This is a genomic window from Bacteroides sp. D55t1_190419_B8, assembly GCF_015558905.1.
Classification (GTDB): domain Bacteria; phylum Bacteroidota; class Bacteroidia; order Bacteroidales; family Bacteroidaceae; genus Bacteroides; species Bacteroides vicugnae.
On the sequence record NZ_JADMOU010000004.1, the window covers coordinates 144,203 to 159,048 of the forward strand.

General features: G+C 42.9%; 10 protein-coding genes. 9 read left to right on the forward strand and 1 reads right to left on the reverse strand.

Annotated features, from left to right (window positions below; translation table 11 throughout):
* Nucleotides 1-6: 6 nt before the first annotated feature.
* The 5 genes from hisG (at nucleotide 7) to I2I13_RS05555 (ending at nucleotide 5,094) form a co-directional block, all read left to right on the forward strand.
* Nucleotides 7-858 carry an ATP phosphoribosyltransferase gene (hisG, locus tag I2I13_RS05535; RefSeq protein ID WP_117937510.1) on the forward strand — a complete coding sequence of 284 codons (852 nt, stop codon included), beginning with the start codon at nucleotides 7-9 and terminating at the stop codon, nucleotides 856-858.
* 91 nt (nucleotides 859-949) lie between these two features.
* On the forward strand, nucleotides 950-2,233 hold the full coding sequence (hisD, locus tag I2I13_RS05540) for a histidinol dehydrogenase (protein WP_195649041.1): 1,284 nt from the start codon (nucleotides 950-952) through the stop codon (nucleotides 2,231-2,233).
* Between the two features lie 103 nt (nucleotides 2,234-2,336).
* Nucleotides 2,337-3,377 carry a histidinol-phosphate transaminase gene (gene hisC, locus I2I13_RS05545; protein WP_195649042.1) on the forward strand — a complete coding sequence of 347 codons (1,041 nt, stop codon included), beginning with the start codon at nucleotides 2,337-2,339 and terminating at the stop codon, nucleotides 3,375-3,377.
* A gap of 3 nt (nucleotides 3,378-3,380) precedes the next feature.
* On the forward strand, nucleotides 3,381-4,505 hold the full coding sequence (gene hisB, locus I2I13_RS05550; protein WP_195649043.1) for a bifunctional histidinol-phosphatase/imidazoleglycerol-phosphate dehydratase HisB: 1,125 nt from the start codon (nucleotides 3,381-3,383) through the stop codon (nucleotides 4,503-4,505).
* 25 nt (nucleotides 4,506-4,530) lie between these two features.
* Nucleotides 4,531-5,094 (forward strand): tyrosine-protein phosphatase, encoded by a 564-nt coding sequence (locus tag I2I13_RS05555; RefSeq protein WP_195649044.1) that lies wholly within the window; start codon nucleotides 4,531-4,533, stop codon nucleotides 5,092-5,094.
* 115 nt (nucleotides 5,095-5,209) lie between these two features.
* Here I2I13_RS05555 and I2I13_RS05560 read toward each other — a convergent pair whose 3' ends face one another.
* Nucleotides 5,210-7,135: an NAD(+) synthase gene (locus tag I2I13_RS05560; RefSeq protein WP_195649045.1), complete on the reverse strand. Its 1,926-nt coding sequence runs from the start codon at nucleotides 7,133-7,135 to the stop codon at nucleotides 5,210-5,212.
* A 649-nt stretch (nucleotides 7,136-7,784) separates the two neighbouring features.
* Here I2I13_RS05560 and I2I13_RS05565 point away from each other — a divergent pair.
* Genes I2I13_RS05565 through I2I13_RS05580 form a run of 4 tightly spaced genes read left to right on the forward strand, consistent with a single transcriptional unit; the run spans nucleotide 7,785 to nucleotide 14,834 of the window.
* Nucleotides 7,785-10,727: a TonB-dependent receptor gene (locus I2I13_RS05565; RefSeq protein ID WP_195649046.1), complete on the forward strand. Its 2,943-nt coding sequence runs from the start codon at nucleotides 7,785-7,787 to the stop codon at nucleotides 10,725-10,727.
* Between the two features lie 18 nt (nucleotides 10,728-10,745).
* Nucleotides 10,746-12,281 (forward strand): RagB/SusD family nutrient uptake outer membrane protein, encoded by a 1,536-nt coding sequence (locus I2I13_RS05570; protein ID WP_195649047.1) that lies wholly within the window; start codon nucleotides 10,746-10,748, stop codon nucleotides 12,279-12,281.
* 18 nt (nucleotides 12,282-12,299) lie between these two features.
* The gene (locus I2I13_RS05575; RefSeq protein WP_195649048.1) at nucleotides 12,300-13,205 is read left to right on the forward strand and encodes a DUF4984 domain-containing protein; all 906 of its coding nucleotides are present in this window, start codon (nucleotides 12,300-12,302) and stop codon (nucleotides 13,203-13,205) included.
* A 24-nt stretch (nucleotides 13,206-13,229) separates the two neighbouring features.
* The gene (locus tag I2I13_RS05580) at nucleotides 13,230-14,834 is read left to right on the forward strand and encodes a DUF5003 domain-containing protein (RefSeq protein ID WP_195649049.1); all 1,605 of its coding nucleotides are present in this window, start codon (nucleotides 13,230-13,232) and stop codon (nucleotides 14,832-14,834) included.
* The last annotated feature ends 12 nt before the right edge of the window (nucleotides 14,835-14,846 follow it).

The following is a 14,846-nucleotide window of genomic DNA, read 5'->3' on the forward strand; positions in this document are numbered from 1 at the left end:
AAAGTCATGTTAAGAATCGCAGTACAAGCCAAAGGGCGTCTCTTCGAAGAGACAATGGCACTTTTAGAAGAGTCAGATATCAAGTTAAGCACTACTAAACGTACCTTGTTGGTACAGTCTTCTAACTTTCCTATCGAAGTTCTATTTCTTCGTGATGATGATATTCCGCAAACGGTAGCTACTGGGGTAGCTGATTTGGGAATTGTGGGTGAGAACGAGTTTATGGAAAAGGAGGAAGATGCAGAAATCGTCAAACGTCTGGGATTCAGCAAATGTCGTCTGTCACTGGCTATGCCGAAGGATATTGAATATCCCGGTTTGTCATGGTTTGAAGGCAAGAAGATTGCTACCTCTTATCCGGTGATTCTTCGTAACTTCCTGAAAAAAAATAATGTAAATGCTGAAATACATGTGATAACCGGTTCGGTAGAGGTGTCTCCGGGTATTGGATTGGCTGATGCCATTTTTGATATTGTAAGCTCCGGTTCTACTTTGGTCAGCAACCGTTTGAAAGAAGTGGAAGTTGTAATGAAGTCGGAAGCATTGTTGATTGGCAACAAGAACATGAGCGAAGAGAAAAAAGAAGTGCTCGAAGAATTGCTATTCCGTATGAACGCAGTAAAAACAGCCGAAGATAAAAAATATGTATTGATGAATGCTCCAAAAGACAAACTGGAAGAAATCATAGCTGTATTGCCGGGTATGAAGAGTCCTACAGTGATGCCATTGGCACAGGAAGGCTGGTGTTCTGTTCATACAGTACTTGATGAAAAACGTTTTTGGGAAATCATCGGAAAACTGAAAGGACTGGGAGCGGAAGGTATTTTGGTACTGCCGATTGAAAAGATGATTGTATAAATAGATATAGGCGCGGATTACACAGATAATGTAGTCACTAATCTTAGATACCGCGTAATCCGTGAAATCCGTGCCTAATAAAATATGAACCATGAAATTGATTAAATATCCCTCAAAAGAGCAATGGACGGAACTTTTGAAACGTCCGGCACTAAATACGGAAAGTTTGTTCGATACTGTTCGTTCTATTATAAATAAGGTAAGGACAGAAGGTGACAAAGCAATATTGGAATATGAGGCTGTTTTTGATAAAGTGACCTTGTCTGCACTTGCTGTCACTCCTGAAGAAATACAGGTAGCCGAATCATTGGTAAGCGATGAACTGAAAGCTGCCATTTCTTTAGCTAAACAAAACATTGAAACATTCCACTCTTCCCAGCGTTTTGTCGGGAAGAAGGTAGAGACAATGAATGGGGTAACTTGCTGGCAAAAATCTGTAGGAATCGAAAAGGTCGGGTTGTATATTCCGGGTGGAACAGCACCGCTTTTCTCGACTGTATTAATGTTGGCTGTTCCGGCTAAAATTGCAGGATGCAAGGAAATCGTTCTTTGCACTCCTCCCGACAAAAATGGGGATATTCATCCGGCTATCCTTTTTGCCGCCCAACTGGCAGGTGTCAGCAAAATATTCAAGGCTGGTGGGGTGCAAGCGATTGCTGCTATGGCTTATGGAACGGAGAGTGTACCTAAAGTATATAAGATATTTGGTCCCGGCAATCAATATGTGACAGCTGCCAAACAATTGGTGAGCCTGCGTGATGTAGCTATCGATATGCCTGCCGGTCCTTCTGAAGTGGAAGTACTGGCTGACGCATCTGCCAATCCGGTTTTTGTGGCAGCAGATCTTTTGTCACAGGCAGAACACGGAATAGATAGCCAGGCTATATTGATTACCACTTCCGAGAAACTTCAAACAGAGGTGATGGCAGAAGTAGAGCGTCAATTAGCAGAACTTCCCCGTCGTGAAATTGCAGCGAAATCACTGGAGAATAGTAAATTGATTTTAGTGAAGGATCTTGATGAAGCATTGGAACTGACTAACGCGTATGCTCCGGAACATCTAATCATAGAAACGGAAAACTATATGGAAGTGGCCGAACGTGTGATAAATGCAGGTTCTGTCTTTTTAGGTTCGTTAACTCCCGAGAGTGCCGGCGACTATGCTTCCGGAACGAATCACACTCTGCCGACCAACGGTTATGCCAAAGCCTATAGCGGTGTAAGTCTGGATAGTTTTATCCGTAAGATTACATTTCAGGAAATTCTCCCGGAAGGAATAAAAGCGATTGGCCCTGCTATAGAAGAAATGGCCGCTAATGAACAGCTGGATGCACATAAAAATGCTGTCACAGTTCGTCTGAAAAGCTTAGCTTAATAATTAATTAATATGAAACGCAGATTTACGCGAATTTTCGCAAAGGAAAATTTAATCTGCGTCTGTCTGCGTTAATCTGCGTTTCAATAAATAATAAGTGAAGATGAAAACGTTACAAGAACTAACCCGGCCGAATATCTGGAAATTAAAACCCTATTCTTCGGCACGAGATGAATATAAAGGAGTTACAGCCTCTGTTTTCCTGGATGCGAACGAGAACCCCTACAATACACCTCATAACCGCTATCCGGATCCTATGCAGTGTGAACTGAAGACGCTGTTGTCGAAAATCAAAAAAGTATCCCCCGAGCATATTTTTCTTGGAAACGGTAGCGATGAAGCCATCGACTTGGTTTTTCGTGCATTCTGCGAACCGGGAAAAGATAATGTCGTAGCCATCGATCCTACTTATGGTATGTATCAGGTTTGTGCCGATGTGAACGATGTGGAATATCGGAAAGTATTGCTGGATGATGACTTCCAGTTCTCTGCCGATAAACTGCTGGAGGCTACCGACGAACACACCAAATTGATTTTCCTTTGCTCGCCTAACAACCCGACAGGAAATGATTTGCTCCGTTCCGAAATTGAAAAGGTACTTTGCCAGTTCGAAGGATTAGTGATGCTGGATGAGGCATACAATGATTTTTCCCAAGCTCCGTCTTTCCTCGAAGAGTTGGATAAATATCCCAACCTTGTCGTATTCCAAACATTCTCCAAGGCTTGGGGATGTGCTGCTATCCGTCTGGGAATGGCTTTTGCTTCCAAAGAAATTATAGATATCCTTAGCAAAATCAAATATCCCTATAATGTCAATCAGTTGACTCAACAACAAGCTATTTCTATGTTGCATAAGCACTATGAGATAGAACGTTGGGTGAAAACGTTGAAAGAAGAGCGTGATTATCTGGAAGCGGAATTTGAAAAACTCCCATGTACTATCAAACTGTTTCCTTCTGATGCCAACTTCTTTTTGGCTAAAGTGACAGATGCTGTGAAAATCTACAACTATTTGGTCGGTGAAGGAATCATTGTGCGTAATCGTCATAACATTTCACTTTGTTGCAACTGTTTGCGTGTGACTGTCGGTACCCGTGTAGAAAATAATACCCTATTGGCTGCCCTTAAAAACTATCAAGGATAATTTATGAAGAAGAAAGTATTATTTATCGATAGAGATGGTACGTTGGTAATCGAACCTCCCGTTGATTATCAGCTCGACTCATTGGAAAAACTGGAATTCTATCCGAAGGTATTCCGTAACTTGGGTTTCATCCGTAGTAAACTTGACTTTGAATTTGTGATGGTCACCAATCAGGATGGATTGGGTACATCCTCTTTTCCGGAAGAGACATTTTGGCCTGCTCATAATCTGATGCTTAAAACATTGGCAGGAGAGGGGATTACTTTTGATGAAATTCTGATAGACCGTAGCTTCCCTGAAGACAATGCGCCTACCCGCAAGCCACGTACGGGAATGTTGACGAAGTATTTGAATAGTCCCGATTATGATCTTGCCGGAAGTTTTGTGATAGGTGATCGTCCTACGGATGTGGAACTTGCCAAAAATCTGGGTTGCCGGGCAATTTATTTGCAAGACTCAACCGAAGCTCTGAAAGAAAAAGGATTAGAAGAAGTCTGTGCCCTTGCAACTACTGACTGGGACCGGATAACTGAATTCCTTTTTGCCGGAGAACGGAAGGCGGAAGTACGCCGTACTACAAAAGAAACAGATATTTATGTTGCTTTGAATCTGGATGGAAATGGAACTTGTGACATTTCTACCGGTCTTGGCTTTTTCGATCACATGCTTGAGCAGATTGGAAAACACTCCGGCATGGACTTGACCATCCGTGTAAAAGGAGATTTGGAAGTAGATGAACATCACACGATCGAAGATACCGCTATTGCATTGGGCGAATGTATCTATCAGGCTTTAGGTAGCAAACGAGGGATTGAACGTTATGGCTATGCCTTGCCGATGGATGATTGTCTTTGTCAGGTTTGTCTGGACTTCGGCGGTCGTCCTTGGCTGGTTTGGGATGCTGAATTCAAGCGAGAGAAAATAGGAGAGATGCCAACAGAAATGTTTCTTCATTTCTTTAAATCGTTAAGCGATGCAGCGAAGATGAATTTGAACATCAAAGCCGAAGGACAGAATGAACATCATAAAATAGAAGGAATTTTTAAAGCTCTTGCACGTGCACTAAAGATGGCATTGAAACGTGATATCTATCATTTTGAACTTCCATCCAGTAAAGGGGTTCTGTAATTTTCTAATGATGATACATAGACTTATGCAGAAAAGAATCTTGTTAAGCCTACTTTGGGGAGTAATTTTCTCTATATCTGTTTTTAGTCAGAATTTGAAAGTAGAGAAGATTACTCTTCCCGATAGCGAGTTGACCAATCTGTATAAGATTGATTCCGGGGTATACCGCTCGGAACAACCCTCTAAAGATGATTTTAAAGCTTTGGAAAAGTATGGGATTGGGGAAGTTCTTAATCTACGGAACAGACACAGCGATGATGATGAAGCAAAAGGAACAAGTCTAAAACTTCACCGGGTAAAAACCAAAGCACATTCGATTAGTGAAAAGGAATTGATACAAGCATTGCGCATTATTAAAAATCGTACGGCCCCTATTATTTTCCATTGTCATCATGGTTCTGATCGCACAGGGGCTGTTTGTGCCTTTTATCGTATCGTTTTTCAAAATGCTTCGAAAGAAGATGCCATCCATGAGATGACAAAAGGGGGATATGGCTTTCATCGAATCTATAAGAATATTATTAGAAGAATTAAAGAAGCCAATGTGGAGCTAATAAGAGAAGAAGTAATGGCAGGCGGAGAGTTCTAATATTCCCGTCTGTGCCATCACTCTGTCACAACTGTGCCACTGCATTGGCACAAATATGCCATACTGTTGGCACAGTTGTGCCAATGCGGTGGCACAAACATATCGGTAGGCTGCCTTATAGAGCCTCTATTTCTTTAAGCCACATGGCTGAACTAGCATCACTTGGCATTCTCCAATCTCCTCTTGGACTGATAGAAATACTTCCTACTTTGGGTCCATCCGGCAAGCAAGAACGCTTGAATTGTTGATTAAAGAAACGACGGAAGAAGGTAGAGAGCCATTTCTTGATGGTTTCTTCGTCATAGACATCTTTGAATGCAATATTGGCCAGATAGAATATCTTGGATGGGCGGAAACCACAACGTAAAAAATAATAAAGGAAGAAGTCATGCAGCTCATAAGGACCTACCAAATCTTCTGTTTTTTGTTTAATTTCTCCGTTTTCATCTGCAGGAATCAGTTCCGGACTAATAGGAGTGTCTACTATGTCAAGTAAAAACGCTTTTGAATTTTCATCTATGCCGTTTTCCGCTACCCATTGTACCAGGTACTTCACCAGAGTTTTCGGTACACTTGCATTTACTCCGTACATCGACATATGATCGCCATTGTAGGTTGCCCATCCCAGTGCAAGTTCTGATAAATCTCCTGTACCGATCACCATTCCCCAAGTTTGATTGGCTACGTCCATTAATATTTGTGTACGTTCCCGTGCCTGCGAATTCTCGTATGTAACGTCGTGTACATTTATATCATGGTCTATATCTTTAAAATGCTGGATACAGGCTTCTTTTATACTGATTTCACGAATAGAAATACCTAGCGATTTCATCAGACCAATGGCATTGTGATAAGTACGATCTGTTGTTCCGAAACCCGGCATTGTGATTCCAAGGATATCTTTCCGGGACAATCCCAACTTATCAAAAGTCTTCACGCAAACAAGCAGTGCCAGTGTTGAATCCAATCCACCGGAAATGCCGACTACGGCAGTTTTAGCTCCGGTATGAACCAATCTTTGTGCCAGTCCGGCTATCTGAATGGAGAATACTTCTTCGCAATGCTCGTTCAATTCTGCTCCCTGTGGTACAAAAGGATGAGAGTTGAATTTCCGGGTTAATTCCAGTTCTTTGCTATTAACAAATTCTGTTGCAATAGAAACAGCTTTTTTATCTCCCAGATTTGCCTGATTGGCGGCAAAAGTAGTATTTATTCTACGTTCAGTCCGGATACGTTCAACATCTATTTCACTGATAATAAGTTGTTCTTTCATACTGAAACGTTCACTGCGCGCAAGAAGCGAACCGTTTTCGTAAATCAGTCCGTTACCAGCAAAAACGACATCGGTAGTAGACTCTCCGAAGCCGCATGATGAGAATACATATCCGGCAATACAACGTGCAGATTGCTGGCTAATAAGAGAGCAGAGATAATTGTTTTTTCCGATGCCTTCATTGTCAGCAGACATATTGAAAATAATTTCTGCGCCTTGTAATGCCAATGAAGAGCTGGGAGGTATGGTAGACCAAAGGTCCTCGCATATTTCGATACCAAAAGTCGTATCCGAAGTTTCAAAAAGCAGATTGGCACCTATCGGAACTACTTGTCCGCAAAGCCGTACGTTATTGGTTGTCAGTTGAAGTGCCGAAGTGAACCAGCGCTGTTCATAGAATTCTTTATAATTCGGCAGATAAGTCTTGGCGGCAACCCCCAATACTTTCCCTTTCTGGATCACTACGGCTGCATTGATTACTGTCGAATTGACAATAACAGGCATGCCAACAATAGAAATAATGTCTAATTGACGAGTATTATTAAGGATTTGCATCAGCCCCATTTCTGCCTCTTCAAGCAAAAGCTGCTGTCCAAATAGGTCGCCACAAGTATATCCGGTAATACTCATTTCCGGAAATACGATCATTTGCACTCCTTTGCCTTCGGCTACTGCAATCAAGCTTTCTATCTTCTCTACATTGAATTTGCAGTCAGCCACCTTTATGTGTGGCACAGCTGCAGCTACTTTCACAAATCCGTAGTTCATCTTATACCTTATTTATATATAATGGGTGCAAAAATAGGAAATAGTTTTGAATATTTTTCTTTTCTGTATTGAATCCTCTCAATAAGCTATTTTTATGGGTTATGGTATTTGTTGTTTAAACAATTAATCAAACTATCAAAATGAATGTGAATATCTAATTTATGCTGGAATATATTTTGAATTTGTTTCTTAAAAGGATTATATAGACTTAAATATGTAGCAAAAAGATAGAAGTGGAAATATGGTATAAAAAATGCGACATATTGTTTCTTTTATTTAATTATAATATATATATTTGTAACCAAAATATAACAACATTGAAAGTACATAAACCTAAAACAGAACAAGTAATATTAGTGTTTAATTTATAACTTAAGAGAGCAGATGGTCAAACATTTAATTCACACAGCAGTAACACGAAAAATCTATTTGGATATTTGGCGCAATATAAAAAATCTGCCAAGTTAGTCTAACTCCTATTCTATTTTATAGAAAATATAATCTACCCCAAATCGATGCAAGATATGTTTGTAACCGATTGGGGGAAGGAGCGTATTATTATTTCATACGCGAAGATAAGTGTATTCCTTATTATAGAAATTTCACAAAAATAAATCAATTATATTAATTTTTAATTCAAGTATCAAAGATGAGAAAATCAATTCTCTTGTTTGTACTCTTTGCTCTGACGAATATCCCTCTCATGATTCTGGCACAGGGAGGATATAAAGTCACAGGACATGTAGTTTCAGCGGAAGATAATGAGCCGATGATTGGCGTGTCCATTCTGGAGAAAGGGACAACAAATGGTGTGATTACCGATGTAGACGGTAACTACATTCTTGAAATTAAGGGTACGGCGAAGGCTACTTTGCTGTTCTCTTATGTCGGTATGCAATCCCAGCAGCATGAAGTCAACCCGCATATGGGGACATTGAATGTACGGCTGGTTTCGGATTCCGAATTAATAGACGAAGTTGTGGTGGTGGCGTACGGAACCCGTAAAAAGGGAACCATTGCCGGAGCCGTGTCCACTGTAAAAGCGGAAAAGATGGAAAATGTACCGGCAGCGGGTTTCGACCAGTCGTTGCAGGGACAGACGCCCGGTCTGACGGTGATCTCCAATTCTGGAGAACCCAGCAAATCGGCGGTCTTCCAGATTCGAGGCACGAATTCTATCAATTCGGGCACGTCTCCGTTGTTTATTCTGGACGGTGTGCCTATTTCGAGCGCTGATTTTAATACAATCAGTCCGGCAGATATCGAATCCATATCTGTGCTGAAGGATGCTTCTTCCACTTCTATCTATGGAGCCCGTGCGGCAAATGGCGTGGTGGTAATCACTTCCAAACGCGGATTGTCGCTGGACAAGGCGAAGGTATCGTTGCGTGCGCAGTGGGGGTTCTCACAACTGGCGTCGGATGACAACTGGATGATGATGAATACGCCCGAGCGTATCCAGTTTGAAAAAGAAATCGGTCTGGACTCCGGTCAGGATTACACCTTGCTTTCGCGTACCGATGTCAATTGGCTGGATGAAGTTTTCAACGACCGCGCTCCGTTGCAGAGCTACGAATTGTCGGTCAACCGTGCTACCGATCGCCTCAACTACTACGTTTCCGGTGGTTTTTACGATCAGGACGGTATTGCGCAGAACTCTACTTTCCGTCGTTACAACTTGCGTGCCAATGCAGAAGTGAAAGCAAGCAACTGGTTGAAGATGGGAACCAACACAATGATGGCTTATGAAGAAGTGGCGCAGGCAGAAGAAGGAGAAATGGCACTTTATACTCCGATCTCCGGTTCACGTTTCATGCTGCCTTATTGGAGTCCTTATAATAAGGACGGTTCTCTGGCTTCGCAGAACGACGGAACTTGGACGGGAATCGGACAGAACCCTATCGAATGGATGTCTAATAATCCGGTGAACCACAAGAAGTATAAATTGTTGTCTACCGTCTTTGCAGAGCTTACTCCGGTAAAAGACCTCACTGTGCGTGCACAGTTCGGTGCGGACTATGCGCACTCTACGGCTTTCATGCAGTCTTTCCCGAGCTACATTATCAATAACAGTTCAGGTAGCGCCGGACGTAGTTCATCGGATATCCTGAATCTGACGGAAACCGTTACGGCAAATTACCGTTGGGCGCTGAACGACGACCATTCTTTCAATTTCCTGCTGGGACAGGAAGGCGTGGACTATCGTTCTAACGGATTCCAAGTAGTCACCAGAGGACAGAACAACGACCGTCTGACAAATGTCACTGCCGGTACGCGCGCCTCTTCATGGGTGGATACCACTAGCTCTTACGCTTACTTGTCGTTCTTCTTCCGTGGCGAATACAACTATAAAGATTTATATTATGCCGAAGGTGCTGTACGTACCGATGCTTCTTCCCGTTTCGGTAAAGACCACCGTTGGGGTACTTTCTGGTCGCTCGGTTTTATGTGGAACATCAAGAACGAGGCTTTCCTGAAAGACGTGGAATGGCTGACAAGCGCACAAATCAAGTTGAGCACCGGTACATCGGGTAACTCGGAGATTAATTTCTACCAGCATCTCGCACTGGTTTCCGGCAACGCCAATTACTTCAACCAAGCAGGCCTGTATCCTGCACAGAGCGGAAACGAAGATCTGGGTTGGGAACAGACATGGGCAAACAACGTCGGCATAAATTTCGGTATTTTCAACCGTGCGAACGTGAACATCGACTTCTATCATAAGAAAACCACCAATATACTGATGAACGTGCCTACTTCGTATGCTAGCACCGGCGAAGGGTGGCGTTGGGAAAACATCGGTGCCATGATGAACCGCGGTGTGGAAATAGCGGTAGACGGTGATGTGATCCGCACGAAGGATTTCATTTGGAACCTAAGCGCCAACGTTTCTTACAACAAGAACAAGTTGCTTGAACTCTACAACGGCGTGCAAGAATATGTAAACTCCACCACCGGATTGAAGTATGTAGTGGGACATCCCGTACATGAATACTTCATGAACCGCTATGCAGGCGTAAATCCTGCCAACGGAGACGCTCTGTGGTATACTGCTGACGGAGAACTGACTACCGAATTCCGTGAAGAAGACAAAGTAATGACCGGCAAGACGTTCGACTCTCCGTGGGCGGGCGGTTTCGGGACAACCCTTACATGGAAAGGTCTTTCACTGTCGGCACAATTCAGTTGGATGGCAGACCGCTATGTGATGAACAACGACCGTTTCTTTGAAGAAAGTAACGGACTGTACAGCTCCTACAACCAGTCGAAACGACTGCTGTATGACCGTTGGAAGAAGCCGGGTGACGTAACGGATATCCCCCGTTATGGCGTGGTAGCCCAGTTGGATGACCGTTTTCTCGAGAATGCTTCTTTCCTTCGTCTGAAGAATCTGACGCTGGCTTATTCGCTTCCGCAGTTGTGGCTAAAGAAGACCAATTTCTTCTCTTCCGCCCGCATCTATCTGCAAGGGCAGAACCTGCTGACATGGACCGGTTTCACCGGACTCGACCCGGAAGTGGCCGATAATGTTTACAGAGCACAATATCCGTCTTCGCGCCAGTTTACTCTGGGGGTTGAAGTTTCATTTTAACTAGTACATTAAAGAAACATGATTAAGAAATTTAAATTATATATCTTGTTGGCTGCCGTGGCATGTTCCACCATCTCCTGTTTGGATAAGATGCCGGAGGATTCCATTCCTTTCGATGACGCTATCAAGACGGTGGATGATGTAAATCTGGCAGTGGTAGGTATTTACGATGCTTTTAAGAACAGCGCCCTTTATTCCGGCAACCTCACTTTGCTGCCCGACTTGCAGGCGGATTTCGTGTACGGAATAAACGGAAATACGAATACTTACGGAGACATCTGGCGCTGGAAAGACATTCTGGCTACCAATACAAGCATTGAGGCTGTATATGCCGGATTGTATAGTGTAATCAACCGGTGTAACTTCCTGCTCGACCGCGTGGATGCGGTGAGAAAGAACACAACCGATGACAATGACCTCGACCAGATCGACCAGTGTTGCGGCGAAGCTTATTTTGCCCGTGCGCTTGCTTATTCGGAGTTGGTGAAATGTTTCTGCAAGGCTTACGAAAGCGATGCGGAGGCAGCCAATGAACTGGGTGTTATCCTGACCCGGCACTATCAGGGAAATGAGGAAATGAAGCGTGCTTCGCTGAAGGACTCTTACCAGTTTATCCTCGACGATCTTGACCGTGCAGCCGAACTGTTGGCATTGGATAAAGATTATGATCCAGCTACCGACGGCGCTTTGTTCAACAATGCTATTTATTTCAACGAATACACTGTCTACGCTCTGCGTGCGCGTGTCGCTCTTTATATGAAGAACTGGGAAGATGCTATCAAGTATTCCAGCAAAGTGATAGACAGCGGTTACTACCTTTTGTCCAGTTGTACGCAGAACTATACTTCTACCGCCAGTTATTATAAGTATATGTGGACCAACGACAACGCTACGGAGATTATCTTCAAAGTCGGTTTTACCATTGACTCTTATGGCGGCAGGCTGGGAACGATTTTCTTTAATTACGATTTCAGTACAGTCCGTCCCGATTACGTGCCGGCAGAGTGGGTTATCAACTTATACGATAACAACGACTTGCGCGTATCCACTTTCTTCCTGACCTATCAGACTGGTTACAGCCACGGGCTTTCATGGCCTTTGCTGATAAAGTATTTTGGCAATGAATCGTTTGTAAACGAGAATATTCTTCACGTGTGCATGCCGAAAGTGCTCCGCTTGTCGGAACAGTACCTGATTCGTGCCGAAGCATATGTCAGTCAGTCGGCTCCCGATTATGGACGTGCCGGAAAAGATATTACTGCGCTTCGTACGGCTCGCTACGCTACTTACGGAGGTTCTACCGCCTTGAGCGCATCCAATGCGATGAAGGTGATCAAAGAAGAGCGTGTGAAGGAACTTTATATGGAAGGTTTCCGTCTTCACGACTTGAAACGTTGGCATGACGGATTTGAACGCAAGCCGCAGGCACAGTCATTGGAGAACGGCAGTAAACTGAAAGTAGAAGCCGACGATCCTTTGTTCGTATGGCCGATACCGCAGCATGAACTGGATGCTCCCGGCTCACAAGTACAACCGAATGAAAGTAACAAATAAGATTAAAAGCATACGATAATGAAGAAATTATTAATAGGATGTATGGCAGCCGTCGCTGCGCTGACGGTTTTTTCCGGCTGCGAGCAGGACAAGGTGACATACAGCGGAGCTAATTATCTTATGTTTTCTGACACGCTTTATACTTATGCCGTGCAAGAAACGAATGAGATATTCAACGTTCCCGTCGCTGCTACTGTGGCAGCCAACTACGACCGCACCTTTGCTGTGGAAGTGATAGACCGGGAGAGCAATGCCGTAGAAGGCAAGCATTATAAGTTATTGTCGAACACCGTCACCATCAAAGCGGGCGAAAGAGTTGCCAACTTGCAGGTGCAAGGTATGTATGACAGTATGGAGATTACCGACTCGCTGGGCTTCTCCCTACGGCTCGTCGTGCCCGAAGAAGATCGTTGGGATATATACGGCACAGGGGCGAAAGTGGTGATGCAGAAGATTCTTCCGTTTGACATTCAGGAGTTTACTGGATGGTGTAAGGTCACTTCCAGTTATCTGTCGTCCGATTATTATCCGAAGAAGACGGACATTCGTCTGGTTAAGTCGGATGTAGTGGAAGGCAAGGAGAATACGATTGCCATTCATGGTCTTTACTTTGACGGTTATGATACGGAAATCACTTTCAACCGGGAAGATGTATTGGAGCCGTTGGTTGAAATGGAAGAACATATGTGTGCCACTACGGCAGAGGCTTTCAACACCATTCACGGTGACGGAAAGTTGCTGATGAGCCAGCCGGCAGCTTATACTTCTTTCTATAGTACGAATGAGACTTTCATCATGCAGTATGTCACATTGAGTGTGAACAACAAAGATGGTTCGCTTTATGGCATAGTGGGCACGTTTATCAATATCATCGAATGGATAAGTGATGCGGAAGCGGAAAAATTAAAAGAACAAGGATATTAAAAAAATAAGTAATAGAAAATAGATATGAAAAAGTTTAGTTTAAAACCACAAGGAGGTTCCTGCATGAAGATGTTCTGCAAAAGTTGGCTCTTCATTGGCTTGCTCGCAACTTTCTGTTTGGCGGCATGCTCGGACGATGATGATAAGGCGGAGACTCCTGTATTTCCGGCAAAGCAGAATATCGTCTGCAATGCTGGTGAAACAACCGATTTTACTTTTACGGCGAATACAAACTGGAGCTTGGCTTCTTCTGCCATTTGGTGTAAGTTCAAAAGTGATACTACGGAAGAATATGTGGTATCCGGAACTGCCGGTACGCATACAGTAACCGTTATGGCTACGGACGACGACCAAAAGATAGAGAAAGCGAGCGTAGCTAAATTGGAATTGACAATGGATGGTGAGACTATCGTGATTGGTGAAGTTACTCGTTCGGCTGTGGGTACGGAATTGAAGATATTCGACCTTGAGGGAAATGAAATCGATAAAACCATTGGACTTAAGGTAGGATATGACAACTTTGCTCAATTCAAAGTAAAAGCTAACTTCCGTTTTGCTGCTACTAATCTGCCGGGCTGGGTAGAACTGCAAGGTGGTTCTTTTGTTGGCGCTGTGGATAAAGAAGTGACAGGCGGTTTGAAGATCATACAAGATGAAAATCGTGAGAAGTATCCGGTTGAAGCAAATATTGAGAAAAATGTGATTACGTTTGCCGATGAAGAAGGAAAAGCATTCTATGAGTTTCCTGTTTATTATGAGGGAATGAATCCAACGGAGATAAAACTTACTACTCCAACAACTTTTGCTACAGGTTGGGTTGTTACAATGGATGGAAAGACACTTACTCAACAAAGTATAGGTGGTACAGGAACTACAACTCTACAAAGGAGACTGCCATTTACTATTAAAACTTTGGAAGATGACTATGTAATTGTATTCATGAGTAAGGGTTGGGACGATAAAATTCACCTTGTAGGTTCAATGTATGACTTCTTTACTTATGACTGGATGCATTGCGAAGGGGAAAAGGGGAATTTAAGTATCATTATTGATGAATATAAGCCTAACTCTTGGAATGGTGATCCAGAAGAAAGAAGCGGGTATATTCTTGCATTTCCACGTGAAGTATATGAAAGGGATATTAAAGATAAGGAAGAAGAAGTTATTCTTGATGAAGAAGGAGAAATAGAGTATAGATATGAACAAAGTAATCTTATCATGGCTTTTACTCAAAAAGAAGTGAAAGAAGAAACGGGACCGAAAAGCTTTTTGATAAAGAAATCTGGATATGAAGAAATTTCAGCAACGCAAGCAACTGATGAGGATATATTAAATCTTCTTCAAGGAAACTATCAGCTAGAGAATGCTAAGGTTTATTCAATCTCCGCTGATGCAGGAAATTACTTCTCTATTTATCCCTTATTATCAGACAGTGAATGGACGGGAGAGGCTTATGTTATTAATCGTGAGGATAAAGATGTAGAAGTACGTCTCGAAACTTCAATGGATTCTGATGGTATGTATTTGGGAATCACTATACCTACTCCTTTTACAGAGGATTTAATAGTTGTTTTTAAAGGAACTGATTGGATCTTTAAGAAAGCTCTGGTAATTACTCCTGCCAATTAATTAACTTAGATA